The sequence below is a fragment of the Aquamicrobium lusatiense genome (genome assembly GCF_014201615.1).
Lineage (GTDB): Bacteria > Pseudomonadota > Alphaproteobacteria > Rhizobiales > Rhizobiaceae > Mesorhizobium > Mesorhizobium lusatiense.
The window spans coordinates 37,596-64,257 of sequence record NZ_JACHEU010000008.1; the positions used below are offsets into that span (position 1 = coordinate 37,596).

Annotated in this window: 21 protein-coding genes and 1 riboswitch; of the genes, 7 read left to right on the forward strand and 14 right to left on the reverse strand. The window is 62.5% G+C overall.

Annotation, left to right across the window (positions count from 1 at the left end; translation table 11 throughout):
* The first annotated feature begins 1 nt into the window (after window position 1).
* A complete protein-coding gene (locus HNR59_RS20135) occupies window positions 2-1,003 on the forward strand; it encodes a 4-hydroxyproline epimerase (protein ID WP_183833039.1) in 1,002 nt (333 codons plus the stop codon).
* 9 nt (window positions 1,004-1,012) lie between these two features.
* On the opposite strand, the gene HNR59_RS20140 is transcribed toward HNR59_RS20135, so the two are convergent.
* The 8 genes from HNR59_RS20140 to HNR59_RS20175 form a co-directional block, all read right to left on the reverse strand.
* Entirely contained in the window at window positions 1,013-1,804 is a 792-nt protein-coding gene (locus HNR59_RS20140) for a class I SAM-dependent methyltransferase (RefSeq protein WP_183833041.1), read from the reverse strand.
* Window positions 1,801-2,238, reverse strand: a complete 438-nt coding sequence (locus tag HNR59_RS20145; protein WP_183833043.1) for a pseudoazurin — start codon at window positions 2,236-2,238, stop codon at window positions 1,801-1,803. Before HNR59_RS20145 ends, HNR59_RS20140 begins: the two co-directional genes overlap by 4 nt.
* Before the next feature lie 12 nt (window positions 2,239-2,250).
* A complete protein-coding gene (locus HNR59_RS20150; protein WP_183833045.1) occupies window positions 2,251-3,015 on the reverse strand; it encodes an ABC transporter ATP-binding protein in 765 nt (254 codons plus the stop codon).
* The gene (locus HNR59_RS20155) at window positions 3,012-3,995 is read right to left on the reverse strand and encodes a FecCD family ABC transporter permease (protein WP_183833082.1); all 984 of its coding nucleotides are present in this window, start codon (window positions 3,993-3,995) and stop codon (window positions 3,012-3,014) included. The genes HNR59_RS20150 and HNR59_RS20155 overlap by 4 nt, the downstream gene beginning before the upstream one ends.
* 68 nt (window positions 3,996-4,063) lie before the next feature.
* A complete protein-coding gene (locus HNR59_RS20160) occupies window positions 4,064-5,080 on the reverse strand; it encodes an ABC transporter substrate-binding protein (protein WP_183833047.1) in 1,017 nt (338 codons plus the stop codon).
* Window positions 5,081-5,233: 153 nt separating this feature from the next.
* A riboswitch (cobalamin riboswitch) is annotated at window positions 5,234-5,436 on the reverse strand.
* Between the two features lie 288 nt (window positions 5,437-5,724).
* Window positions 5,725-9,399, reverse strand: a complete 3,675-nt coding sequence (locus HNR59_RS20165; RefSeq protein ID WP_183833049.1) for a TonB-dependent receptor domain-containing protein — start codon at window positions 9,397-9,399, stop codon at window positions 5,725-5,727.
* 144 nt (window positions 9,400-9,543) lie between these two features.
* On the reverse strand, window positions 9,544-10,557 hold the full coding sequence (locus tag HNR59_RS20170; RefSeq protein WP_343060878.1) for a FecR family protein: 1,014 nt from the start codon (window positions 10,555-10,557) through the stop codon (window positions 9,544-9,546).
* Between the two features lie 131 nt (window positions 10,558-10,688).
* The gene (locus tag HNR59_RS20175; protein ID WP_183833053.1) at window positions 10,689-11,204 is read right to left on the reverse strand and encodes a sigma-70 family RNA polymerase sigma factor; all 516 of its coding nucleotides are present in this window, start codon (window positions 11,202-11,204) and stop codon (window positions 10,689-10,691) included.
* Window positions 11,205-11,717: 513 nt separating this feature from the next.
* On the opposite strand from HNR59_RS20175, the gene HNR59_RS20180 reads away from it, so the two are divergent.
* Window positions 11,718-12,869, forward strand: coding sequence for a diaminopimelate dehydrogenase (locus tag HNR59_RS20180; protein WP_246374889.1), 1,152 nt, complete (start codon window positions 11,718-11,720; stop codon window positions 12,867-12,869).
* Window positions 12,870-13,002: 133 nt separating this feature from the next.
* Here the strand turns inward: HNR59_RS20180 and HNR59_RS20185 are convergent, their stop codons facing one another.
* The 4 genes from HNR59_RS20185 to HNR59_RS20200 all read right to left on the reverse strand — a co-directional run bounded on the left by HNR59_RS20185 (window position 13,003) and on the right by HNR59_RS20200 (window position 18,575).
* Window positions 13,003-14,115: an ABC transporter permease gene (locus HNR59_RS20185; protein ID WP_183833055.1), complete on the reverse strand. Its 1,113-nt coding sequence runs from the start codon at window positions 14,113-14,115 to the stop codon at window positions 13,003-13,005.
* Window positions 14,116-14,118: 3 nt separating this feature from the next.
* The gene (gene rbbA / locus HNR59_RS20190) at window positions 14,119-16,896 is read right to left on the reverse strand and encodes a ribosome-associated ATPase/putative transporter RbbA (protein ID WP_183833084.1); all 2,778 of its coding nucleotides are present in this window, start codon (window positions 16,894-16,896) and stop codon (window positions 14,119-14,121) included.
* 2 nt (window positions 16,897-16,898) lie between these two features.
* Window positions 16,899-17,966, reverse strand: a complete 1,068-nt coding sequence (locus HNR59_RS20195) for an HlyD family secretion protein (RefSeq protein WP_183833057.1) — start codon at window positions 17,964-17,966, stop codon at window positions 16,899-16,901.
* A 285-nt stretch (window positions 17,967-18,251) separates the two neighbouring features.
* Complete coding sequence (locus HNR59_RS20200) at window positions 18,252-18,575, reverse strand: hypothetical protein (RefSeq protein ID WP_183833059.1); 324 nt, start codon at window positions 18,573-18,575, stop codon at window positions 18,252-18,254.
* A gap of 151 nt (window positions 18,576-18,726) precedes the next feature.
* Between HNR59_RS20200 and HNR59_RS20205 the strand changes: the two genes are divergently transcribed.
* From HNR59_RS20205 to HNR59_RS20220, 4 genes are read left to right on the forward strand one after another with little or no spacing between them, the layout of a single operon-like run.
* A complete protein-coding gene (locus HNR59_RS20205; RefSeq protein WP_183833061.1) occupies window positions 18,727-19,446 on the forward strand; it encodes a TetR/AcrR family transcriptional regulator in 720 nt (239 codons plus the stop codon).
* On the forward strand, window positions 19,430-21,181 hold the full coding sequence (locus tag HNR59_RS20210; protein ID WP_343060880.1) for a PHA/PHB synthase family protein: 1,752 nt from the start codon (window positions 19,430-19,432) through the stop codon (window positions 21,179-21,181). Before HNR59_RS20205 ends, HNR59_RS20210 begins: the two co-directional genes overlap by 17 nt.
* 7 nt (window positions 21,182-21,188) lie before the next feature.
* Window positions 21,189-22,595, forward strand: coding sequence for a bifunctional enoyl-CoA hydratase/phosphate acetyltransferase (locus tag HNR59_RS20215; protein ID WP_183833063.1), 1,407 nt, complete (start codon window positions 21,189-21,191; stop codon window positions 22,593-22,595).
* Window positions 22,592-23,770, forward strand: a complete 1,179-nt coding sequence (locus HNR59_RS20220; protein ID WP_183833064.1) for an acetate/propionate family kinase — start codon at window positions 22,592-22,594, stop codon at window positions 23,768-23,770. Before HNR59_RS20215 ends, HNR59_RS20220 begins: the two co-directional genes overlap by 4 nt.
* 94 nt (window positions 23,771-23,864) lie before the next feature.
* On the opposite strand, the gene HNR59_RS20225 is transcribed toward HNR59_RS20220, so the two are convergent.
* Window positions 23,865-24,365 carry a DUF3016 domain-containing protein gene (locus HNR59_RS20225; protein ID WP_183833065.1) on the reverse strand — a complete coding sequence of 167 codons (501 nt, stop codon included), beginning with the start codon at window positions 24,363-24,365 and terminating at the stop codon, window positions 23,865-23,867.
* 352 nt (window positions 24,366-24,717) lie between these two features.
* Between HNR59_RS20225 and HNR59_RS20230 the strand changes: the two genes are divergently transcribed.
* The gene (locus HNR59_RS20230; RefSeq protein WP_183833066.1) at window positions 24,718-25,446 is read left to right on the forward strand and encodes an energy transducer TonB; all 729 of its coding nucleotides are present in this window, start codon (window positions 24,718-24,720) and stop codon (window positions 25,444-25,446) included.
* A 68-nt stretch (window positions 25,447-25,514) separates the two neighbouring features.
* Here the strand turns inward: HNR59_RS20230 and HNR59_RS20235 are convergent, their stop codons facing one another.
* Window positions 25,515-26,372 carry a 3-hydroxyacyl-CoA dehydrogenase gene (locus tag HNR59_RS20235; protein WP_183833067.1) on the reverse strand — a complete coding sequence of 286 codons (858 nt, stop codon included), beginning with the start codon at window positions 26,370-26,372 and terminating at the stop codon, window positions 25,515-25,517.
* Window positions 26,373-26,662 lie beyond the last annotated feature (290 nt).

The window sequence follows — 26,662 nt, forward strand, 5'->3', positions numbered from 1 at the left end:
CATGGCCACGCACACCTTTTCCTGCATCGACGGGCATACATGCGGCAATCCCGTGCGGCTGGTCGCCGGTGGCGGACCACGACTGGAAGGCGCCAACATGCTGGAGAAGCGCGCCCACTTCCTGCGGGAATTCGACTGGATCCGCACCGGCCTGATGTTCGAGCCGCGCGGCCACGACATGATGTCGGGCTCGATCCTCTATCCGCCGACGCGCCCGGATTGCGACGTTGCGGTGCTGTTCATCGAAACTTCCGGCTGCCTGCCCATGTGCGGGCATGGCACCATCGGCACCATCACCATGGGTATCGAGAACGGGCTGATCACGCCGCGCGCGCCGGGAAGCCTTTCCATCGACGCACCCGCCGGCAAGGTGGATATCACTTACCAGCAGGAAGGTCGCTTCGTGGAAGAAGTGCGGCTGACCAATGTGCCGGGGTTCCTCTATGCCGAAGGGCTGACCGCCGAAGTGGAGGGCCTTGGCGAGATCGTCGTCGATGTCGCCTATGGCGGCAATTTCTACGCCATCGTCGAGCCGCAGAAGAATTTCCGCGACATGGCCGACCACTCCGCCGGCGAACTGGTGGGCTGGTCGCCAAAGCTGCGGGCTGCGCTGAACGCAAAATACGAATTCGTGCATCCCGAGCATCCGGAAATTCGCGGCCTTTCCCATATCCAGTGGACGGGAAAGCCGACGGTGGCGGGCGCGCATGCCCGCAATGCCGTCTTCTACGGGGAGAAGGCCATCGACCGTTCGCCCTGCGGCACCGGCACCTCGGCGCGCATGGCGCAGCTTGCCGCAAAGGGACAACTGAAGGCCGGCGACGAGTTCGTGCATGAATCGATCATCGGATCGCTTTTCAAAGGCCGGGTCGAGGCCATGACGACCGTGGCGGACCACTCCGCCATCATCCCCTCGATTGCCGGCTGGGCGCGCATGACCGGCTACAACACCATATTCATCGATGACCGCGACCCCTTCGCCCACGGTTTCGTGGTGAAATGACGCGGCCGGTCAGGCCGGGCGGACGGCGCTGAGGATGAAACGCCGGTAGACGCGGGTGCGCAGCCAGTTGCGCAACGTGGCGGTTTCGCGCTGGGCTTTGGCGATGCTGTCGTGCGACATGTAGCGGATCTCTGCGAACCCTGCATCTTTGAGCATTGGGGCCAGCCGCTCATAGGTGAGGCCCTCGCGGAACGGGATCGCGCGCATGATCTTCTCATGCTTGTCGCTCATCGCCCCGTCATAATAGGGATCGGCTCCCTGCATGCGATCGATCAGGGAAATCATCCATGCGAACAGGCGCCCGGTCGGGCTCGGCGCTGCCCAGTCACCATCATAAACCAGCAGCCTGCCTCCGGGCTTCAACAGCCGCAGCCATTCGCGGAAGGCTTCCTGCGGAACGGTCAGCGTCCACACCAGATGGCGGCAGACGATGGCGTCATAGGCGGCATCGGGCTCCCTGGTGTTTTCGGCGTCGGCGAGAATGAAGCGCAGCCGCTCCTTGCCCTCGTGCTTGGCGCGCGCCACTTCCAGCATCGCCTCGGAGAAGTCGAGCGCGGTGACGTCGTGGCCGAGATCGTGGATGAGCCGCGTCACCTCGCCCGTGCCGCAGGCAAGCTCCAGCACGCGCAGCGCCTTCTCACCCAGCGTGTCGCGTATCGGCTTTTGCCACGCACGCGCCTCCGGTCCCGGCGCGATGAAATGGCCGAAGGCGAGGTCGAAGGTCTGCGCGCGCTTCGACCAGTAGGAGCGGATTTCTTCCTTCAGGTCGAAATTGTCGCCGTGGGGCGACGGCGCGGTCATTTTCCGTATCCGTTGCGTTCCAGGATTTCGACAAAACGCTTCTTCGCGCGCTCAGGCACGTCGGCGGCCGGGAACGCGGCCGGCAGATCGGAATCGCCGACGCGGATGACCATCACCATGCCCATGCCGTAATGCGGCGAGCATTTGATGCCGTAGAAGCCCTTCTCGTCCAGCTTGACCTCGATCTCCTCGTTGATCTTGCCGAGAAAGCCCTCATGCCCTTCCGGCACCATGCCCTCGACCGTCGCGGCATTGTGGCCGCTGGTGGTCTTTATGAATTTCACCGTGTCGCCGGGAGCAATCTGCAGAAAATCAGGCTCATAGACCATCGGGCCGGATGCGTTGCGGTTGAGCATTTTCACCTCGTGCATTTCGGCGAAAGCCGGTGCGGAGATGACGAGCGAGGCAAGCATCAGGGCGGAAACGAGACGCATATGGAATACCTTTCAGCGGAGATGGTCGAGGCGGAAAATGCGGGCGCCGTCGGCAGGATCGACGACGATGCTGGCGCGCACGCCGAATACCTCGGCGATGCGGTCGACGCTCAGAACCTCCTGCGGTGGCCCCAGCGCCACCAGCCGCCCGCCAGCCATGACGCCGACGCGGTCGCAGGCCAGCGCCTGATTGAGATCGTGCAGCGCGATGATCGATGTCACCGGCAGGGCGGCCACAAGGTCCAGCATGGAAAGCTGGTGGCGCACGTCGAGATGATTGGTGGGCTCGTCGAGCAGCAGGATGCGCGGGCGCTGGGCAAGGGCGCGCGCCAGATGCACGCGCTGCTTCTCGCCGCCGGAAAGCGTGGCCCAGAAGCGGCTTTCAAATCCGTGCAGATCCGCATCGGCCAGTGCCCCGGCAACGATACGGTCGTCCTCGTCCGACCACGGTTGCAGGGGCGTCAGCCAGGGCGTGCGGCCAATCTCCACCGCATCGCGCACGGTGATCGCCTCGCCGGTATCCGCCTGCTGTTCGAGATAGGCGATCTTTTGGGCCGCGAGCCGGCGCGGCAGACCGGAAAGCGGCTGCCCTTCCACGGCGACTTTGCCCGTTGTCGGCTTCAGAATTCCGGCAAGCAGGCGCAGCAGGGTCGATTTGCCCGAACCGTTGGGACCGACCAGTCCAAACGTCTCGCCCTCGCGCACGGAAAGATCCACGCCCTGCACGATCCGGAGACGGCGCACGCTCCAGCCGAGATTGCTTGCTTCAAGGATCATGGCCGGCGGCGTCCCCTGAGCAGGATCAGGGCGAAGGCCGGCGCGCCGACCAAAGCCGTGATGACGCCGATCGGCAGCACCTGACCGGGGATCATGGTGCGCGAAAGCACGTCAGCCGCGATGAGGAAGGCTGCGCCCGTCAGTGCCGTCGCCGGCACCAGGCGCCCATGGCGTACGCCGACGACGAAACGCGCGGCATGCGGGATGACCAGCCCGACGAAGCCGATGGAGCCGACGATGGAAACCATGACGGCAGTGACCAGCGCGGTCAACCCGATCAGCACGACCTGCACCCTGCGCACGGCAATGCCCAGCGAGGCTGCGGAGTCGGCGCCGAAGGCGAAGGCATCGAGCGCGCGCGCATGCCAGACGCAGGCAATCAGCCCGGTCAGGGCGATGGGTACGGCCAGCGTTACATCCGGCCAGCGCACGCCGCTCAGATTGCCGAGCAGCCAGAACATGATGCCGCGCGCCTGTTCGGCATTGGCCGATTTGGTGATGATGAAGGAGGTCAGTGCGTTGAAGAGTTGCGAGCCGGCGATGCCCGCCAGAATGATCTGTCCTGTGCCGCGCGTGGAAACGCCGCCGCCCGCCGCCCGTGCCAGCAGGGCGACCAGCAGGAAGGCGGTGACCGCACCGGCGAAGGCGCCGAGCGACATGGATACCGCCCCGCCGCCGATGCCGGCAATCGTCACCGTCACCGCACCCGTCGAGGCACCGGCGGAGATGCCGAGCAGATAGGGGTCGGCCAGCGCATTGCGCAGCAGCGATTGCAGCACGAGGCCGGACAGCGCCAGCCCCGCGCCACAGGATGCGGCCACCAGCGCACGCGGAAGGCGATAGTTCCAGATGATGCCCATGTCGATCGGATCGAGCGGATAGGCAGCACCCAGAACCTTGTTGGCCAGCGTCTGCACCACGATGGAGAGCGGAATGGGCGTCTCCCCGATGCAGGTGCCGGCAAAGACCGTCGCCGCCATGGCGACGAGCCCCGCAGGCCAGCGCCACCACAGGCGCGCTACGGAAGGCCGGCCTGCGGTGGTAATGGTCACCTGGCGATGCCCTTTTCGACCAGCGCGTCCGCCAGCACCTCGATGCCGGAAACCGTGCGCATGGTGGCGTCCATGGCATGGGCGTCCATCACCACGATGCGGTTGTTCTTCACCGCATCCATCTGGCTGGCAACCGGATCGCTCTTCAGGAATTCGAGCTTCTTCTCGAAGTCGTCGGCAGGGAAGCGGCGGCGATCCATTTTTGCGATCACGATCAGCGTCGGGTTGGCCTTGGCGATGGTTTCCCAGCCCACGACCGGCCATTCCTCATCCGATTCCACGATGTTGCGGATGCCGAGCTTGTCCAGCATGTAGGCCGGACCGCCCTTGCGACCGGCGACATAGGGATCGATGTTCATGTCGGCGCTGGAGAACCAGAACACGGCCGACACGTCCTTGAGATCGAGTGCTTTTGCGCGCTCGACCGCATCCTGCTCGCGCTTGACCAGATCGGCGACGACTTCCTCGCCCTTGTCCTGCACGTCGAAGATTTCGGCAAGCTCGCGCACGCCCTGATGGATGGTTTCGGTCGAGAAGGCGGCGGTGCGGGTGCCGTCGACGCCGACCGAGTTGTCCTTGGCCACGCAATCGGCAGGCATCACATAGGTCGGGATGCCGACCTCGTGGAACTGCTCGCGGGTGGCGACGATGCCCTCCGGCCCGACATGCCAGATGAACTGGACGGCAACGACGCCGGGCTTCTTCGCCACGACGCTTTCGAAGCTCGGGTCGTTGTCGGCAAGGCGCTCGACCTTGTCGTTGATCGCCTTGTGCTCGGGCAGAACGTCGGTGAACCAGACGGAGGTGCCGGTCACCTTGTCGCCCAGGCCAAGGGCATAGAGCGCCTCGGTGGCGGCCTGTCCGACGGTTACGCTCGTGGCTGGAGCCTTGTCGAAGGTGATCGTCTCACCGCAGTTTTCCAGCGTGAGCGGGTATCTGGTGGGTTCAGCGGACGCATGGGCCGTGAGCAGCGCAAGGCTGGCGGCGGCAAGTGCCAGACGCGGGAAGGTCATGACGCGAAGTTCTCCGATCGGTTTGCGGCAGGGACCGAAGGCTTCGGGTCGGGACGGCAATGGAAAGCCGCGCATCGCCACGGATGCGCAATAGAGCCCGTACAGGCAGGGACGGCTTCATCGACAACCTCTCCCGGGCACCCCGCCCGGCACATTCAGTTCCAGTTGTCGGCAGGTCTCCTGACTGACGGGTCACCGTCCCTTCCCCACCTTCCCGGGCCGAAGCCCAGTGGCATTTCGGGGAGAGGACTCAACCGCCTACAGTTGCGGGGGCAGTTTCGTTTCGCAGGCCTTTTTGAAGCCTACGGCGAATTCCCTCTTCGTTCCTTGCGGAAACCGACACCTGCTCGTATCGCATGTGCGTCAGGCTTTTCAAGCTATTCGTCGCGCCTTCCCCAGAGCCTTTTGCGGCCCCTGTCGGGGGAAGATCACAGCTTGCAAGCCCGCTCCTGCCTTGACCCATGATGAGGCTGAAAGAGCTGCCGGATGCAGTTGTTGCAGGGAGAGAGGCTCTGACGCTCGCCGGCCTGTGCGAGCACCCTGCCGATCTTGCCGTGGGTGGCACGTCCGGCACGGAGACGCCCGATTTGGGCGCCTCCCGCTGCGGTAAAGCCCTTCAGGTGCTGTTTCGTGATCTGCTGATCTCAGAACCTGTAGTTCAGCCCGACCTTGATCATGTGGAAATCGAGAGCGTTTGAGGCATTGCGGCCGTTCACGGTGCTCGAACTGCCCGGATGGTTGGTGGTCGTCGTCTCATAGATGGGCTTTTCATAGGGCGTGCAGAAGCTCGGATCCATGTCGCACAGCCATGCCATGCTGGGGTCCTGCGAAGGGTCGACCGTTTCATATCCGACGACGGTGGTCGTCGAGGTAGTATAATCCTTGCCTGTGCCGGCACGGGCATTTCTGAACCTGAAATCTTTCTTGCCGAAGCGGCTGTAGGTATAGTCGGCCTTGATCGACCAGTTGTCGTTCAGCGCATATTCGAGACCGCCGCCGATGGTAAAGCCGGCGCGTGTGGCGGCGGCCTTCTCGACGGAGAAAACGGTCGTTTGCGTACCGTTGGGGAGGGTTTCATCGGCCTGGTCGGAAATGTACTGGTCGCGCCACTGTGTTTCGCGGGCGAGCGCCAGTCCACCCGAGGCATAGGCCATGAAGCGGTTGCTGAAAGCGTAGCCGATCTTCGGGCGCAGGCTGGCCATCCAGTCGATGTCGTAGCTCGTATAGGCATCGGCATGGCCCTTGGCCGCCAGAACGGGATCGGTGGACAGAACCTTCTTCGATCCGGTGATGTTGTAGGTCTTGCTCCAGTCTCCCTCCAGACCGAACACAACCCCGTTGTCGAGCTGCCAGTTGTAGCCGGCCTGTACGCCGAACATGGCGCCGTTGAGCTTGAGATCCGCCGATTCCCGGGCAGCGATGGTGCTGTCGGAACCGTCGAGCGTCGTCGTGGAGCCCCATGTGCGGCCGAAGGCGCCGCCGGCATGCACGCCGGCATAGAGCCCGCTCCAGTCGATGGCCGCAGCTTCGCCACCGCGCGCCGCGCCGTGGCCGCCCGACAACCCGGCGAGCGGATTGCTGAACGGCTGGAAACTCTGCTCGCCACCGAAGGATCCCGTCAGGCTCGCATAGAAAGTCCGGCCCGGTCCCGGCTGCGTAACAAGGCCAAGCGGATCGACATAGAAGCGGTCGAACAGGTTCTCCACGCGCACCGCAGCGGTCAGGTCCTCGGTGATCCTGTATTCGGCGAAGACATCGACAAGCGTGTAGGGCTTCCAGTCGACAAGGGAGATGAACTCGCTGGCGCCCTGCGCGGTCACGTCGCCATGGCCGATGGCGCGGGGGCCGACATGGGAAATGCGCCCGCCAACCGTAAGCTGATCTTCGAGCAGCTTCTGCGACAGCGTCAGGTCGATCGTATATTCCGGCTGCACATGGTTGGTGGCATAGTCGCCGTAGAGCGATTTGTTCTCGCAGGTGCCGGCGGTGCGGCAATACTCGACGTTGAGGAAGTAGTTGGCCGAGAGATCGGCCGTGAAACCGCCGATCTCGTAGCGGCCGGAAAGCTCGATGCCGGAGAACTTCGCCCGGTCGATGTTCTCGATGTTCAGCGTCAGCGGCCCCGAGCCGTTACGGACCGACCGTGCGATATAGTCCTTCACACCCCAGTTGAAGTAGCCGAGCTTGAGCATGCCCCGGTCTTCGCCGGTCAGCAGACCGTCACGGGTCAGGTTGGTGCCGACTTCCCAGTTGCTGGAGCGCTCCGGCTTCACATCGGCGTTGGCGACCACGCTGTTGAAGGCCGAGACGGATTCGATGACGCTGGGTGCGCGCATCGTGTTGGAATAGTTGACGTAGAACTGCGAACCGTCGAAGGGCTCCAGCGTCACGCCGACGGATGGGCTGAACCCGCCATCATTGGTGCGGAAGCCGAGAACCCTGCTCTCGATGTCCTCGCGCTCATAGGGATCGTAACGATCCTTCGACCAGAAATGCGAATAGCGAAGCCCGGCGTTCAGCGTTGCCCAGTCGACCGGCTTCCATGCCGCCTTCGCATAGATTGCGGCTTCGTGGCGAATGGCGTCACGCGCGGTGTTCCAGGCTTCCAGCGCCGCCGTGTGGCGGCTGCCGCGCGTATCCTCGCCGCGATAGGACAGGCCGTAGCTGAGATCGACATCGCCATAGCCGGTCGAGAATTTCGACAGGTTGGAGAGATCGGCACCCCACATGTCGGAATCGGAGCCGACCCGGAACCCGGCAGGCAAGCCGATCTGTTCGGGCGTTACGCCGCGACCGCCGCGGATCGGGTTGCGCAGTTCCAGATGCGTCCAGTAGAGATTGCCCTTCAGGTCGAAAAGCTCGTTATCTTCCGGATTCCAGCGATAGCGCGCGGTTACGGTGTCGAGGCTGGTGCCCGACGTCTGCGCCTGCTGCTCCGACTGCCCGTGCTTGCCGATCAGCCGCGAGGCGAGCCGGTCTCCGGCTTCGCTGCGATAGCCGGTATAGCCGAGCTGTAGGGTGTGGTCATCGGCAAAGCGTGCGGTCAGCTTGGCCAGCCAGGATTCCGTCTCAAGCTGGGTGTTCAGCACCTCCTCGCCGGCGCGATAGTTCACAACCCCGTCGTTCTCATAGTAATTTTCCCAGTAGGTCGTGCCGTTGGGATTGCAGACGCCGTTGGGACACCATTGTTGCCGGCCCTTGTTGACCGGATTGGCGGAAGGCCCGTGCTTGCCTGCGTGATAGTTGCCCTGCTTGCGGCGCGCATAGCCGGCAAGAAAGTCGAAATCCTCGCCCTTGTAGGCGCCGATAACGCTGCCGGCGCCGCGTGTCGGCGAAAGCAGGGAAGGCTTGTCCATCCCGGTTTCCGAGGCTTTCGGAACTTCGCCGGCAGGGTCCCACGGTGCAAAGGGCCACTGATAGCCTGCCTTGTCACCGGCATGGGGCTTCGACGTGTTGGTGCCGATCTCGCCCTTGACCCTGACGCCCCAGGTGTTGCCCGGCTTGACGATATCGTCGGCATTCACGGTGCGCATGGCAACCGAGCCGGCATTGCCCCATGAGGCGGTATCCGCACCCTTGGTGACGTCGATGCCGGCGATGAAGTCTGGATCGACATAGGTGCGGTTGGAGACGCCCTGATAGCCCTGATAGACGGTGACGGCGTTTTCGGCGCCGTCGATGGTCGTGGTCACGCGGCCCATGCCCTGCATGCCGCGAATGTTGACGTCGACGGCGCCGGCGCCGTTGCGCGCCTCGCCTGACATGACCCCCGCCGTACCGCGGAACATGTCCGCCGGGCTGGAGCCGCGAAAGCGCTCGATGTTTTCGCCCTCGATATGGCTGGTCGCGGCTGCCGTCTCATAGGGGCTGTAGGGCGAGCCTTCGGCATTGCCCTTGACGTCGATGGTGGCAAGAACCATCGAGCCATCGGAGGGCTGCGGCTCGAAAGCCTCTGACACACGATCCACAAGCGTTGCGGTCGCCGGTCCGGTAAGGCTCACCCGGATGCCGGTTCCGGCAAGCATGGTCTGCAATGCCTGCGCGGGCGACATCGCGCCCGAGACTGCCACCGAGGTCTTGCCGCGCACGATTTCCGACGTGTAGCCGACCTGCCAGCCGGAGGCGCGGCTGAACGCGCTGAGTGCCCCGGAAAGCGGCTGAGCGGGAATGGAAAAACGCACCGTCTGCGCCGCGGTGGTCGAGGTCGACTGGGCGAAGGAAACGCCCTGCAGCAGGATCAGCGAGGATACCAGAACGGTGCTTGCCAGCAGGAGCCGGACCGGCGCTTTGCCCATGGCTGCCGTTTTGGCGCGAGCCATTGCTGCGTGCGGTGCCGGACCAGTGCGATGCCCCATGAGGAGAGTTCCTTGCGTCAGAGTAGATGCGGCGATTTTTCCCTGCGGAAGAGCGCCTCGAACATCTGACGAACGAGCTGGTCCGATCTCACAAAAAAACTTGAGTAATCAGCGAAGAATTATGATTCCGCCGGGCAAACGCGTCACTTTCGCTCCGGCCGCTTCCGCCAGAGAACGGATGACGCCTTCAGCATCGTCCAGCCTGTAATTGCCGCTGACCCTGATGTGGCCAAGGCCGCGGTCGACGGTTATCACGCGGCCTGTGTAATAGCGGCCGAGATCGGCCAGCACATCTGCGAGCGGCTTTTCCTGAAAGATGATCCAGCCGGTGCGCCAGGCCAGCTCGCTTTCCGTGTCGACCCCGGCGACAGGGGAAAGACCCGCCGGCGATACCTCCACCATCTGGCCGGGCGACAGGCTGGCATGGTGTGCCTCATGCGCGCGTTGGGCAACCTCGACACGCCCGCGCTCAAGGATGACCGTGTCTTCACCGCCGGTGCGTACCGAAAAGGCGGTGCCTTTCACTTCGACGTCGCCGAAAGAACCCGCAACCCTGAAAGGTCGGGCCGGATCCGAAACGACATCGAAGAAGGCTTCCCCACGCAGCAAAGTGACGGATCGCTTCTGTCCCTCGAAATCGAGCGCCACCGCCGAAGCGGTGTTGAGCATAATGCGCGAGCCATCCGGCAACACGAAGGCGCTTTGCTCGCCGGTGGCCGTCAGATGGTCTGCGTTCCAGCGCAGCAGCATCTCGGGATAATACCGGATACCGGCCGCGACCATGACCACGGCCGCGAGTGCGGCGATCCGTATCGTCCAGCTGCCGGAGCGGTACACCGGCACCCGGGCCATCGGCGTCCTTTCTTCCTGCCTTGCATCAAGCCGGCTGGCATGACGGGCGCTGGCGATACCCAGTTCGGGAAGCTCCCACATGTTCTGAAGCTTTGCGAAAGCTGCTGCGTGGCGCGGATCACTGTCCAGCCAGTCTTTAAGCCTGGCCTGCAAGCCAAGGTCGTCCGGCGCTTCCTGAAGGCGCACAAACCAGTCAAGCGCCGCATCCGTCACCGGATCGGGATGTTGCAAGGTCTGGTCTGGCTGCGGGCCATCGGCCCTGTCACTCACCACTCGGTCCACCTGCCATGTTGCAGAATCGCAAGCTCATACAGATGAGACGAATGACCGGATGCAATCTCACAAAAAACCTCCCGGCTCCCGCTCAGGCTGCGCGATAAAATGCTCTCTTAATATCGGATTTAACCGCGGTCGAGACGATCGAGCGCCTGCTGGCAATGGGCCAGCGCCAGCTTCACGTCGTTGAAAACTGTGTTGGGGGAGATTCCGAGGTGGGCAGCAATCTTCGGATAGGGCCATTTTTCGACCCGGCTGAGCCGCCAGACCTGCTGCGCGCGGGCGGGCAGTTGGGAAAGGGCATCCTCAAATGCCCTCAGCCGCTCCCGATGGATGACCACCGCTTCCTGCGTAGGCTGATCGGCGGCGATGTTGGCCATCTCGGCCTCCGTCGCATCGAAATGCTCGACCCCTTTGCGCATCCGGTTGCGACGCTGGTGATCAAGCGCCAGATTGCGGGCCGTCTGATAGAGAAACGCCTCGATGTGCTCCACTGGTCCCGACACCATCGCCTGACTGGCCCGGACATAGGTTTCCTGCGTCAGATCTTCGGCGATCTGGGGATCGCGCACGATCCGCATCAGGCTCCACATCAGGGAGCGGCGGTTGTTGAGAAACGCTGCCGTCAGACCACTCGCCACGGCTGCCCACTCCGATCGGAAAACTGCGCAATGTGGAGCCCCACCATCGGAGCGATTTGCCACTCTGGCTTCATCAGTGCATCGACCGCATATTCATCCTGCCGTCGTTCCTGCGAGGCGCAGAGCGGCAGAACTCTCTAATCAGATCGCTGAAACCTCTTCAATGGTGTTGAATTGCACCGGAATCGGCGCAATTGCGGCCATTCGGCGAAAAACATGTATGAAATTATCATGTTTTCTGCGGGGTGCGGCGCATATGCATGCCGTTCCCTGCCTCGGATGGTGTTCTGTGATGATTGTCGGTGGGCGGATGAATATCGGCAACTGTCACATCACGGCAACAGTAGCGGCTCGCTACCTCCGCAATTCGCGATACCCTTGCTTTTTCCCCGAACACCGAATGGGAGAAGCGCAGACTGTATCTACGGCTGGTTTGCCTGCGCGCTGACATTCAGAAATATCAGGAGTAGCAGTACGGCTCATAATTATTAGCCGGTCAATTAATTGGCAGTCATGCCGACGGTAGTAGAACGCCGGAGCGACTGCTGTTGCGGGCGATGCCGGAACGGCGCCCTGCGCTTCTTGAAATGTTTCTCCGATTCGGTATTGCCTTGCCGTTCTTCGCTTCCTCGCCGTTTCAGAGGAATCATCTCCCCATCAGGAATGACGATCATGAGCATGCCCCAGCCCATCCGTGTTGCCATCGCCGGCCATGGTAATCTCGGAAGAGGTGTTGAAGCGGCGATGCCGCACAACCCCGACATGAGCCTTGTGGGCATCTTCACGCGGCGCGCACCTGAACAGCTCAGCCCGAAGTGCCCGGCAACGCCGGTATTCTCCATGGCGGAGATATCGGGCCATGCGGATCACATTGACGTGCTGATCCTGTGCGGGGGATCCAAAGAGGATCTGCCGCAACAAGGGCCTGAGCTGGCTGCCCTTTTCAACACTGTCGACAGCTTCGATACGCATGCGCGTATCCCGGAATACTTCGCCGCTATGGATGCATCGGCACGGTCTGGCGGCAGAACTGCGCTGATTTCCGCCGGATGGGATCCGGGAATGTTCTCCATCAACCGCGTTGTCGGCGAAGCCCTGCTGCCCAATGGCGACACCTATACGTTCTGGGGTGACGGCCTGAGCCAGGGGCATTCCGATGCGGTGCGCCGCATCCCCGGTGTGGCCGGCGCGGTGCAATATACGCGTCCGGTTCCGGCCGCGGTTGAACAGGCCCGAAGCGGCGCGAGGCGCGTTCTGACCACGCGGGAAAAACACAATCGCGAATGTTTCGTGGTGCTGGACGAGGGCGCGGATGCGGATCAGGTGCGCGACACGATCATCAAGATGCCGCACTATTTTGCCGACTATGACACAACGGTGAATTTCATCAGTGCGGCGGAACTGGCCAGGGATCATTCGGCGATGTCGCATGGCGGCTTCGTCATCCGCAGCGGCAACACAGCGGCCGGAACAAAACAAACGATAGAATACAGCCTGAAACTGGAGAGTAATCCCGAATTCACGGCCAGTGTTCTGGTGGCTTATGCGCGTGCCGTGCATCGCCTCCACCAGATGGGGCAATATGGCGCCAAGACCGTGTTCGATGTGGCCCCCGGCCTGCTTTCTCCCAAAAGCGCCGAACAACTGCGCGCCGAACAGCTGTAGGATATGATCCGCAGCTACGAAATCGGGGACCGCGCAGCCGGCTGACAGCGGCATGAAATCCGCCTGCCCCTTGCGGGGCAGGCTACGACCTGGCGGCGGCATATTTTTCCGGTTATCCGCCCGGACGGGTAAATCAGCGCAGATAGTTTCGGAAGCGTCGCAGCGAGAGCATGAAAAGCACCGAGCCGATCACGAACAGAGCCAGTATCTGAGGCCAGACCACATCCAGACCCGCGCCGCGGAAGAGCACGCCCTGCGCCAGAATGACGAAATGCGTGTTGGGCGCGGCCAGCATGATGTCCTGCACGATCTGCGGCATGCTCTCGCGCGGCGTGAGACCGCCCGAGAGCACCTGCAGCGGGAGCAGGATGAGCATCAGCAGCAAGCCGAACTGCGGCATCGAGCCTGCCATGGTGGCAAGGAAAATGCCCATCGAGGTCGTGGCGAAGAGATGCACCGCCGCGCCAAGCAGGAATAGCGCCACCGACCCCTGAATGGGAATATCGAGCACGCCCTGCACCACGAAAACGATGGAGGCGGCCGTGGCGGCCAGCACCACCAGCCCCATCGACAGCACCTTGCTGATCATGATCTCGGTCGGCGTGACCGGCATGACGAGCAGATGCTCGATCGTGCCATGTTCGCGTTCGCGGATGAGTGCGGCGCCGGTGAGCACGATGGAGAGCATGGTAACCGATGAAATCACATTCGACAGCGCGCCGAACCAGCCCTTGTTGAGTTCGGGGTTGAAGCGGGCCCGCAAGGCGAGGTCGACGGGAATTTCCGTGGTTCCCCGGTGGCGGTTGAGGAACTCATTGACTTCGCTGGTGACGATCGACTGCACATAACTGCCGCCGGTGAAGGCTTGGCTGACGCGGGTGGCATCGATGTTGAGCTGGATCGAAGGCGAGCGCCCGGCCAGCAGGTCGCGCTGAAAATTCGGCGGAATGTCGAGCGCGAAGGTGTCGCTTCCGGCATCCATGCGCGCGTCCATCTCGGACTGGTCGATCAGCTTCGGCACCACGAAATAGGGGGGATAGAACGCCGTGGTGATGCGCGAAGACACCGGCGACTGGTCCTCGTCGACGATGGCGATGGCGGCGCGGTTGAGCGTCTCGGGCATGGCCGTCACCGCCGTATAGATCGCGACCGTGAAGGCGTAGACGATCAGGAACAACAGCATCTTGTCGCGGCCGAGGCCACGCAGTTCTTTCACGCCCAGATTGTAGATGTTGGCAACACGCATGGATCAGGACGCCTGTTTTTTCAGGAGCACGATGCCGAGGATGAAGAGCACCGGCACGGCAATCAGCAGCGGGATGAATTGCGGGGCGAGGTCGGCGAATTCCAGCGCCTTCGAGAAGGCGCCGCGCGAGATGTTGACGAAATAGGTCGTCGGGTAAATGTTGCCGATAACGGCGCCGAAACCCTGCAATGACGAGACCGGGTCGATGAGGCCGGAATACTGCACCGCCGGGATGAGCGTGAGCAGCGCCGTGCCGAAGATCGCGGCGATCTGGCTTTCGATGAATGTGGAGATCACCAGTCCCATGCCGGTGGTGAAGATCACATAAAGCAGGGCCGCTGCCGTATAGGCCGCGAAGCTTCCCGTGAACGGCACGCCGAATATGTAGACGGCGAAGAAGGACAGCATCACGAAGTTCAGCATGGCAAGCGCCACATAAGGCAGTTGCTTGCCAAGCAGGAACTCCGTGCGGGTTACCGGCGTCACATAGAAGTTGACGATGGAACCCAGTTCCTTTTCGCGCACCACGCTCAGCACCGCCAGCATGGCCGGTATCATCAGAAGCAGGATCGGGATGATGGCAGGAACGATCGCCACGAGGCTCTGGACGTCGGGATTGTAGCGGTAGCGTACTTCGAGCTGGAACTTTCCGGCCGTGGCGGCATCGCCATAGATTTCGCGTGCCTTCTGCATCAGCCATGTCTGATGCACGCCCTGCACATAACCCCGGACGGTTTCGGCGCGCGTGGGCATGGCGCCGTCGATCCATGCGCCGATCTGGACATTGCTGCCGCGCGCGACATCCCGCCCGAAGCCGGGCGGAATTTCGATGGCGAGGCTGAGCTTGCCGCTGGTCATTCGCTGGTCGAGGTCTTCATAGTCCCTGATCGGCTCCTTTTCGATGAAGTAGCGTGAGCCGGCGAGCTGAAGTGCGTAGTCGCGGCTGATGGTGGTGTCGTCGCGGTCGAGCACCGCGAAGGACAGGTCCTCCACATCCATGCTGATGCCGAAGCTGACGACGAACATCAGAAGCACCGATCCGATGATAGCAAGGCTGGCGCGGATCGGGTCGCGGCGCAGTTCCAGCGCCTCACGCTGGGTATAGGCGAACATTCGGCGGAAACTGAAAAAACGCTGATCGGAAGTTTTCCCGGGTTCAGATTCTGGCTCAATGGGCGTGACTGCCGCGGCCTGCGGCTGGCCTGCGTCGCCGATCGCCTCTTCCAGATAGGCAACAAAAGCTTCTTCAAGCGTTTGCGCGCCCTTGCGTCTGATGATCCCGTCCGGCGTGTCGGACACCAGCACCTTGCCGGCATGCATGAGCGAGATGCGGTCGCAGAGCGCTGCTTCGTTCATGAAGTGAGTCGAGACGAAAATGGTGACGCCGTCCTTGCGCGACAGTTCTGCGAGGATTTCCCAGAATGCATCACGCGCCACCGGATCGACACCGGATGTCGGCTCGTCGAGGATCAGGATTTCAGGCGAGTGAATCAGCGCCACGGCCAGCGACAGGCGCTGGCGGATGCCGAGCGGCAGCGCTTCGGGCAGCGCTTCCATAACGGCGCCGAGATCGAAACGGCGCACCATTTCCTCGATGCGGCCGGGAATGGTTTCAGGCGCCATGGCGAACAGGCGCGCATGAAGCTCAAGATTCTGGCGGACGGTAAGCTCGGAATAGAGCGAGAAAGCCTGGCTCATATAGCCGACGCGCCGGCGTATCTCCATGTCGCGCGTGTCGACTTCCTTGCCGAACAGCATGGCAGTGCCTTCACTGGCCGGCAACAGCCCGGTCAGCACCTTCATGGTGGTGCTCTTGCCGCAGCCATTTGAACCGAGGAAGCCAAAAATCTCGCCGCGCGGGATCTCGAAGCTCACATTGTCGACGGCCGTAAAGTTGCCGAAGCGAACTGTGACGTTCTTCGCGCCGATGGCAATGTCGCTGGCGGCATCGGCCGGCCGTGGCGGGATCACCACCTGCTTGTGGCCTCTGCGCTTTTCTTCCGGCAGCAGCGCCACGAAAGCCGCATCCAGATTGTCGGTGCCGGTCCTGGCCAGCAGTTCCGCCGGTGTGCCGGTGGCGAGGATCTTGCCGTCGTCCATGGCCACCAGCCAGTCGAAGCGCTCGGCCTCTTCCATGTAGGCTGTGGCGACGATGACGCTCATGCCTTCGCGCTCGCCGCGAATATCGTCAATCAGCTCCCAGAACTGCCCGCGCGACAGCGGATCGACGCCCGTGGTCGGTTCGTCGAGAATGAGGAGGTCAGGATCGTGGATCAGCGAACAGCACAGGCTGGTTTTCTGCTTCATGCCGCCGGAAAGCTTGCCGGCCGGCCGCGTCGCGAAAGGCGACATGCCGGTGCGTGCCAGAAGCGTGTCGATGCGGTGCTGGCGCTCTTCCTTCGAGTGGCCGAACAGGCGGCCGAAGAAGTCGATGTTCTCGAACACCGACAAGGTCGGGTAGAGATTGCGGCCGAGGCCCTGCGGCATGTAGGCGATGCTGGAATAGGCCTCGCGCCGGTGCCGCCGGTCGGCGATATCGCCGCCCAGCACCTCGACCTGTCCCTCCTGAACCACGCGGGCACCCGCGATCAGCGACAGCAGGCTCGATTTGCCTACGCCGTCGGGACCGATCAGGCCGACCATGCACCCGGCCGGGATCTCGATGTTGATCCCGTCCAGCGCCCGTGTCTCGCCGTAGCTCAGGCCGACATTCTGCAACCGCGCGACGAATTTGCCATCTGGCTTTTCGTCTGACGGCGCCACGGCTTCGGCAGCATCCATGGTCACGGCTTGACGACCTCGCGCAGCTGTGCCGGCCATTCGGCTTCAGGGTCCAGCTTGACATAGGCGACACCCGGCAGCCCGGTCTTCACATACTGGATATATTCGCGCAGAAGTTCAGGCGAAATCTGTGCCTTGACGCGGAACATCAGCTTCTGGCGCTCTTCTTCCGTTTCCACGGTCTTCGGCGTGAACTGGGCGACGTCGGCGACGAAGCTCACCTTGGCGGGGATGACATACTGCGGGACCGCATCCAGCACGATGCGCACTTCGGTGCCCATGGCCACGCGCCCGGCCTGTGCCGTCGGCAGGAAGAAGGTCATGTAGACATCGCCGACATTGACCAGATTGAGCACGCGGCCGCCGCTGGCGATAACTTCTCCGGGCTGCGCCACGCGGTACTGGACGCGGCCATCGCGCGGTGAACGCAGGACGGCATCATTGATGTCGGCGGTGATGCTCTCGATCGCTGCCCTGGCTGCATCCACGGCAGCCTCCGCATCGACGACCTGTGCCTGCGCGGCGCTGATGCCGGCCTCCGTTGCCGCAAGCTGGGCACGGGCTGCATTGACGGCTGCTGCCGCCTCCAGCGCAGCTGCGCGGTCATTGTCCAGAAGCTGCTGCGAAAGATTGCCGGTGCGGGCAAGCTGCTCGGAGCGGACCAGTTTCTTGTCGATGACGTCCTGCTGCGCCTCGCGCTGGGCGACCACGGCCTGCGCGGCAGCGTTCTCGGCATTGCGCTGCTTGACCAGGGCGCCCGCCGTTTCGATGCCGATCGAAGCCCGCTTGAGCTGCGCTTCCAGCTGGCGCCGCTGCGCTTCCATCTGTTCGGTATCCATGCGGGCCAGAACCTGTCCGGCCTCCACGAACATGCCTTCGTCGGCAAGAATCTCCTTGATGCGGCCGGGCGTTCGCGCGGAGATGTCTATCTCCACAGCCTCTATGCGCCCGTTGCCCGCGACAATGCCGTCAGGCAGTCCGGAACCATCGTAGAACCGCCAGAAATAGTAGCCTCCCGCAACCACTGCGGCGACCACTATGGCCACAATCCAGTTCTTGGCAGATTTCATGATGCTGTAACCTCTGCATTTGCGGCGGCGATGAGCCCGCACTCGAAAGAGGGCGCGAACGGAGAAACCCGCGCCGGACCGGACAGGATATATTTCACTTGATCCCCTCGCTGCCTGATCCGCCGCGAACCGGCGGTCATGATACTTAAATTCGGTGTCCCTCGAAGTGAAACGGATGTTTCGATTTACTTCGAGTCGTTAAGTCGCGGATGACGGTATCTTCAAATCCGGAGAGTGCAACCTGTTGCTTGCTCTTTCCTTACCTGAAGGTTTAACGTGCCCGGATCAGCCGACCTGTCGTGAAGCGGCAATGAGCGCGACATTCCTGTCGAACACCTGCCGCCCTTCGGCGGCGACGCTGCTGACGACCTTCTGCACGAATTCCCTGCTGCTCTTGACCGCATCGGACGGCTGCTCGGCTTCCGAAAGCTTTTTCAGATAATCGGCCTGATACTGGAGCTGTTTGGCTGTGGTGCTGAGCACGCCACCCCAGAGGCCGACGCCGAACCGCACCTGTGCGGCTGTTGCCACGGCAAGCCAGTCGGGTCGAAACAGGGATGGAAAGCGGGCGTAATGCGTCTGCGCTTCAGTCGGTTTCCCCTCGGCCATGATCGTCCACTCCTCGCAATGATGAGAACCTTCGACCCCAGGATTCACCGAAGCGGATGAATCGTCATTGATCTATGTCAACAATGTTGACCTCCATTGCCGATAGAAGCAAGCTGTATCGCGAAAGCATGAGGCCACGAAGAATTCCCAGATGACCGTTCCCCACATAGCGCCAGTCAGAACAGCAGCCGCCAGCTCTGGCGGAAACACCCGCGAGCGCATTCTCAGGGCTGCCATGGCGCGTTTCGCGACCCAGTCTTACAGCACCACCTCGCTGCGCGATCTGGCGTCCGATGTCGGTGTGGATGTGGCCTATGTCCACCGCTGCTTCGGTTCCAAGGAAAATCTGTTCCGGGCGTCCATCCGTGCGGCCATGCGGCCGGACTGGATGTTTGCCGGCAACATTCAGGAACTCGCCGCCACCCTTGCACGGCAGACGCTGGGCGACGAGCCGCAAAATGAAGTCCGCATGCTGGACATTGTTTTCCGATCCTTCTCCAGTCCTGATGCCTCGCAGGTGCTGCGTGAGGTGCTGATGGAAGATTTCATCGGCCCTATGATTGCCGCTCATCCGCATGTGTCGAAACGCCAGGCCGCCCTGGTGGCCGCTTTCTTTGCCGGTGTCAGCATTCTGCATGACGTCATCGGCAGCGAACCGCTACTCGAAGGTGATGACGGCGAGACCGAACGTCTCTTCGTGCTGGCACTTGGTCAGCTGCTGGGCAACGGCCCATGTGCCACCCCTTCTTCTCCTCTATGGAAAGGTGAATCCAGTGAGTGCTCAAACATCTCCGCGGAACAAGGCGCCTGCCAGGAGCCAGACGCAGCTTCGGAAGACCAGCAAAAATGCCGTTATTCCGCGGGCGATTGACGAGAGCGTCTCGTCCGAAGCCTACCGTGCCATCGACCAGATGCGCGAGGCGCTGAGCGCGCATCTCACCGGGGGGCTGTCGCCGGCCTCGCTCGCTCTGGCGCTCATCGACTGGAACATCCATCTTGCCGCCGCGCCCGGCAAACGGCTTGAACTCATTGATAAGGCCATCCGCAAATCTGCCCGGCTTTCCACCTATCTGGCAGCCGCCGCCGTCGATCCCGAAACGCCGCCCTGCATAGAGCCGCTGCCGGGAGATTATCGTTTCAAGGCGCAGGCCTGGTCGCAGCAGCCCTTCTCGTCTTTCGCCCAGTCCTTCCTGCTCGCGCAGCAATGGTGGCACAACGCGACCCATGAGGTGCCGGGCGTAACCCCGCACCATGAGGACGTCGTGTCCTTCACGGCGCGGCAGATGCTGGATATGCTCTCGCCGTCCAACAACCCCCTGACCAATCCCGAAGTGCTGGCCAGAACTCTGGAGGCGGGCGGCACCAATTTCGTGAAGGGCTTCCAGAACTGGCTGGAAGACGCCGCCCGCACCCTATCGGGCCGGCCGCCGGTCGGGACGGAGAATTTCACGCCGGGAGAGGAAGTCGCCGCCACACCGGGCAAGGTGATTTATCGCAACCATCTGATCGAACTGATCCAGTATGAACCCGCGACGGACAAGGTTCTGGCCGAGCCGGTTCTGATCGTGCCTGCGTGGATCATGAAATACTATATTCTCGACCTGTCCCCGCACAATTCGCTGGTGCGCTATCTGGTGGAGAAGGGCCACACGGTTTTCTGCATCTCTTGGCGCAATCCGACCGCCGATGACCGCAACCTGACCATGGACGACTATCGCAAGCTCGGCGTCATGGCCGCGCTCGATGCCATCAATGCGATCGTGCCGGACCGTAAGATCCATGCCACAGGATATTGTCTTGGCGGCACGCTGCTTTCGATCGCAGCCGCGGCGATGGCGCAGCGCAATGATGATCGCCTTGCCTCGCTGACCCTGTTTGCCGCGCAGACCGATTTCGCGGAACCCGGCGAGCTTGCGTTGTTCATCGACCACAGCCAGCTGCATTTCCTTGAAAGCATGATGTGGAACCGTGGCTATCTGTCTTCCGACCAGATGGCCGGAGCGTTCCAGCTTCTGCGTTCCAACGACCTGATCTGGTCGCGCATCGTGCGCGATTACATGCTGGGCGAACGCACGACCATGAACGACCTCATGGCGTGGAACGCGGACCCCACGCGCATGCCCTATAAGATGCATGCCGAATATCTGAAGCGGCTTTATCTCGACAACGAACTGGCCACGGCGCGCTTCATGGTTGAGGGACGCCCCGCCGCGATGCAGAACGTGCGCGTTCCGATGTTCGTCGTCGGCACCGAGCGGGACCATGTTGCTCCATGGCAATCCGTCTACAAGATCCACCAGCTCACCGATGGCGATCTTGTCTTCGTGCTGACCAGCGGCGGCCACAATGCCGGCATCGTCAGTGAGCCCGGCCACAAGGGGCGCCGCTACCGCATTGCCGAGCGGCGCCAGCATGATCCCTATCTCGATCCGCAGGAATGGGTCGAGGCAGCTTCGGCGAAAGACGGTTCGTGGTGGCTCGAATGGTCGGACTGGCTGCTTGAGCGCTCGACGAAAGAGAGGGTCGCTCCGCCTTCAACCGGCGCCGCCGAAAAGGGCTATGCGCCTCTTGAAGACGCCCCCGGCACCTATGTCTTTCAGCGATAGGATGATCATGCAGACCCAGCTTCTGACCAACCGCACCTTCGACCAGTTGCAGATCGGCGACAGCGCCTCCATCGTGCGGGTTGTCGGCCGTGACGACATCGAGCTGTTTGCGACGGTGTCAGGCGATGTAAACCCTGCCCATCTCGATGCCGCTTTCGCGTCCACCGACCTGTTCGGCCACATCGTTGCCCATGGCATGTGGACCGGCGCGCTGGTGTCGGCCGTGCTCGGCACCAGGCTGCCCGGCCCGGGCACCATATATCTTGGACAGGAGTTCCATTTCCTGAAGCCGGTCGCTCCCGGCGATACGGTCACCGCGACGGTGAAGGTGACGGAGAAGCGGGCCGACAAGAACATTGTTCTGCTCGATACCATCTGCACCAATCAGAAAGGCGAGGACGTGCTGTCCGGGGTCGCGACAGTGATTGCTCCCTCCCGTTCGGTGGAATGGCAGGCGACACGGCTGCCCGATGTCTCATTGAGGCGGCACGACCGCTACGAGGCTTTCGTGCGTGAGGCCAGAAGTCTTCCCACAGTGCGTGCGGCCATCGTGCATCCCTGTTCCACGGCTGCCATTCTGGGTGCCGTGGAGGTGCGCGACGAAGGGCTTTTCGACCCCCTGCTGATCGGCCCGGAGGAAAAGATCCGGGCGGCGGCGGAAGCTGCAGGCGTCGATCTTGCCGGAATTACCATCGAAGCGGTCGAGCACAGCCACGCCGCGGCAGCCCGCGCCGTCGAACTGGCGGTGGCGGGCAAGGTTTCGGTGCTGGTCAAGGGCAGCCTGCATTCCGACGAATTGCTGGGTGCCGTGGTGGCGAAGGATTCCGGCCTGCGCACCGAGCGGCGCATCAGCCATGCGTATGGCATGGATGTGCCCGCCTATTCCAAGCCGATCATCATCACCGATGCGGCCATCAATATCCAGCCGACGCTGGAGCAGAAGCGCGACATTTGCCAGAACGCGATCGACCTTCTGCGGATACTGGGCGTCGAGACGCCGCGCGTCGCGGTTCTCGCCGCCGTGGAGACGGTGAACCCCAAGATGCAGGTCACGCTCGATGCCGCCGCGCTCACGGTTATGGCCGCGCGCGGGCAGATCACCGGCGGCAAGGTCGACGGTCCTCTGGCCTTCGACAATGCCGTAAGCATGGATGCGGCGAAGATGAAGGGCATCGTTTCCGATGTGGCCGGTCAGGCCGACATACTGCTTACGCCCGATCTGGAATCGGGCAACATGCTTGCCAAGCAGCTTATCCATTTTGCCGGCGCGACTGCGGCCGGGCTTGTGCTTGGCGCGCGCGTGCCGATCGTGCTGACCAGCCGTTCCGATCCGCTCAGCGCGCGGATCGCCTCGGCGGCTCTCGCAAAGCTGGTTGCGGCCAGAAAGTCTCTCGCGGGGAAGCTGCCGGCATGAGCCAGAAAATGCTTGTAACCTTCAATGCCGGTTCCTCGACGGTGAAGATCGGCCTGTTCGCGCTCGATCAGGGCAAAGTCCGGCGTATCGGCAAGGGCATGATCGACTTTCGTCAGACGCCACTTCGTTTCCAGCTCTCGGAGGGGCCGGATCGGTTCGACGTGGAACTGGAAGCACAGCCGGGCGAGGAACTGGATGCCGTTCTCGGCGAAGCGTTCGAGCGCCTGTCATGGCATTATGATCTCGATGATGTCGCGGCCATCGGCCATCGCGTGGTGCATGGCGGCGACCTGTTCGACGGGCCGGTCGCTATCGATGACGAGAGCCTTACGCAGATCGGGAAACTGGTCGAGCTGGCCCCGCTGCACCAGCCGCAGGCGTTGAGGCTGATCGACGCCATTGCGCGCCTTCGACCGGGCATTCGTCAAACGGCTTCGTTCGACACGGCTTTTCATGGCACAAACGCGGATGTCGTGCGGCGTTTCGCCCTGCCGCGCGCCCTGCATGATGAAGGCATTAAGCGCTACGGCTTCCATGGCCTGTCCTACAAGTTCATCGCCGGTGAGCTGGCGCGCCGCGATGCCGGAGCTGCCGCTGGCAAGGTGGTGGCCGCCCATCTGGGCTCGGGCGCGAGCTTGTGCGGCATGGAAAACGGCGTCAGCCGCGACACCAGCATGGGCTTTTCCACGCTCGACGGCATACCCATGGCGACGCGCTGCGGCGCGCTGGATGCGGGCGTGCTGCTCCACCTTCTGGCCGCTGGCGGGCGCAAGCTCGGCGAGGTAGAGGACATTCTCTACAATAAGTCCGGCCTGCTCGGCATTTCCGGCATCAGCGCCGACAGCCGCGTTCTGCTCGAAAGCGACCGGCCTGAGGCCCGCGAGGCCATCGAGGTGTTCACCTTCCGCATCGCCGGCGAGATGGCACGGCTTGCCGCCACGCTTGGCGGGCTGGACGCCATCGTCTTCACCGCCGGCGTTGGCGAGCACCAGCCGGCCGTGCGCGCCGATGTGTGCGAAAGGCTGCAATGGCTTGGCGTCGCGGTCGACCCGGAGGCCAACAAGGCCAATGCCCCGGTGATCAGCAGCGCCGGGAGCCGTGTGTCCGTCTTCGTGATTCCAACGGATGAGGAACAGGTGATCGCCGACGAAGCCCTGTCGGTCATCAGAGAGTAGCAGGGCCGATGTTTCCCGGCATCGGCACATAACATGGTGCCGGGTGCCGGTCTTGAAGCAATGGAAAGGCGTCAGGCCTCTTCCGCTGCGGATTTCAGCCGCGCGGCGGCTTCAGCTCGACGAAGCGCTTTCGGAACCAGTCGCGCAGCATGTCCTTTTCATAGGCGAGCCGTTCGGTGGAATTGCGTGCAGAGGCGCGCCACATATAGCTGAGGTCGCTTACGGTTTCCTCGCCGCTGGCGATGATTTTGCCGTTCTGGCGAAGCGTGTAACGGATCACGAAGCGCGGCGGCGTTGTGTCCCTCAGGATACGAACATCATTGAATGTCGGCTGCCACCGCTCGTAGCGCCCGGCCAGCCGTGCATCGAGCACGGTGATTTCCAGCTTCTCGCCCGCGGTGAGATAGCGTTTGTCCAGGCGCTCGAAATGGCGGGTCAGCTCCCTGATCACGCCTTCCCGCTTCGACGCGTTGCGGAAATCTTCGTCCCGATATTTTTCCGGTTTGACAAATGTGACATTGACCGCCGCCGCTGCACCTGCAGTGCCTAGCAGCAGGGCAGCCAGCATGGCCGTGGCGATTCTGGAGGCGCGCATGACTTTTCCCTTACGAATGAATGTCGCTCACAACTGACAAATAAGCGCCTGACGAACCTATTTCATCCCATATTCAAAAGAACGTCTACCGCTCACCAGAAAAATATGACACTAGAAGTCATCTTTATGGCAGGGCGACGCTTTCGGATCGCCTCACCCTCCGAAGCGCCGGATCATGTCGCGCTGACCATGAACAGTTTTGATGCCAACGGGGATGAATTCAGGGGTCCGGGGAAAAGCTGCCGGCCGGCTGCTTACGCAGAAGCCGGGTCGTTCTCGTGTGCCGGAAGCAACCGCGTTTCCGCGTTGGCTTGCATTTCTGATCTCCGTGGTCGTGCATATTGGCGCGGGCATGGTCCTGATTGCCTTTTCCTTTTCGGCAGATCACCCGGTTCCTGAACCCGAGCCCATGGCGATCATGGTCGAATTCGTCGCGGATCCGACCACCGAGAATGAGGAACCGCAGGAAGCCCGCAAGGGCGATCCGGAAGCGGATGCGCCGGAAGAAGCCGTTCCGGAACAAAACGATGTGGAAGAGGTAGAGGAACCCGAACCGGAAGAAGCTGTCGTGCAGCCCGAGCCCCTGCCCGACAGCATTCCCGTGCCGGCGCAGCGCCCGAGCCCTGAAACGCGAAAGGTCGAGGAAAGCGCGCCTGACAAATCGAAGGTCGAAAAGGCCAGAGGACTGGAAGACGATCCGCTGCCCGACATTCCGCAGGCGGACGAGCTGAAACTGGCCAATGATGCCGATGCCACCCTTGCCATGGAGGCCATGCGCGGGGTCAACCGCAATGTTCAGGCCGAGCAGAAATGGCTGGGGCGTCTTGCCGCTCATCTCGAACGGCGCAAGCGCTATCCGAAAGCGGCGCTGTCACGCCGGCAGGAGGGGCTGGTGCAGGTTCGTTTCGTCGTCGCTCCGGACGGGACGATCGTGTCACCCGAACTGGTCAGCCCGTCCGGCGTGCCGGAACTGGACGAGGAAGTGCTCGGTCTGCTGCGGCGGGCCTCGCCGGTTCCCAAGCCCCCGCCGGACGTCAACACTTTCGTCACGGTGCCGATCAGCTTCACGATAGAGCGCTGATCGGGCGCGATCGGAAAAGGCCCTGCCGGGCGGGCAGGACGATCGCCAGGCAAGGTCGGTTTCGGGGTTCAGCCCTTATAGGTGTAAAAGCCCTCGCCGGTTGCGATGCCGAGCTTGCCCTTGTCGATGTAGTTTTCCTTCAGCCACGCGGCCAGCTTCTGATGATGCTCGTTGCCGTGCGACAGGATGTTGTAGGGCGTGGTCAGGCCGATGATGTCGTAGATCTGGAACGGCCCCATCGGGGCGCCGGTGGCGATGCGCCAGACCTTGTCCACATCGTGCGGTTCCGCATAGCCGCCGGCGGCGAGTTCGGCAGCGGCGTTCAGGAGCGGGACGAGCAGGGAGTTCAGCACATAGCCCGCCTTCTCCTTGCGCACCGGGATCGGCACCATGCCGATCTCGCCTGCAAACTCCACAAGCGTGTCGAAGACGGCCGGATCGGTGTCGGCCGTGCCCATCACCTCCGCGGTGTTGAACTTCCAGATGCTGTTGGCGAAATGCAGGGCGAGAAACCGGTCGGGGCGGCCGGTGGAATCCTTCATGGCGCTGGGCAGGAGCGTCGAGGAGTTGGTGGCGAAGATGGTCTTCTGCGGGGCCAGTTCGCCAAGCTTCGCATAGGTCTCCTGCTTGAGGCTGAGAAGCTCGGGAATGGCCTCGATCACCAGATCCGCATCGGCGACGGCTTCAGCAAGGTCGGCGGACAGAGAAAGGCGCGACAGCGTGGCTTCGGCCTTGCCGCCGGCCGCACCCGGCACTTCCTTCGTGTAGGTCTCGACCAGCCCGGCGAAACGCTTGCGGGCTTTTTCAAGGGCTGCCTCATTGATGTCGTATGCGGTGACATCGAAGCCGCTATAGGCTGTCTGGAAAGCGATCTGCGCACCCAGAACGCCCGTGCCGAGCACCGTTACCTTGCGGATATCTGTCATTGCCGAACTCCTTGTCCCTCAACAGGCAAGCTCTCCGGCAATCATGGGTGCCGCCGGGGCTATCTTGCAGAAAGGCATTATGTTGCCCTCCTGCAAAGACGTAACCACTTTCCGGTGACATTTCAGCGGTCTGGTATCATTTGCCGCGGCGACGCAGCGTAAGCTTTTCCGGCAAATGAGAGCTTGGTTTCAGGTGACGATCTCCGCCGTTTCGATGACGGCATGGAGGAGAACGTCGGCGCCTGCTGCGGCCCATTCCTTCGAGATGTCCTCGGCCTCGTTGTGCGACA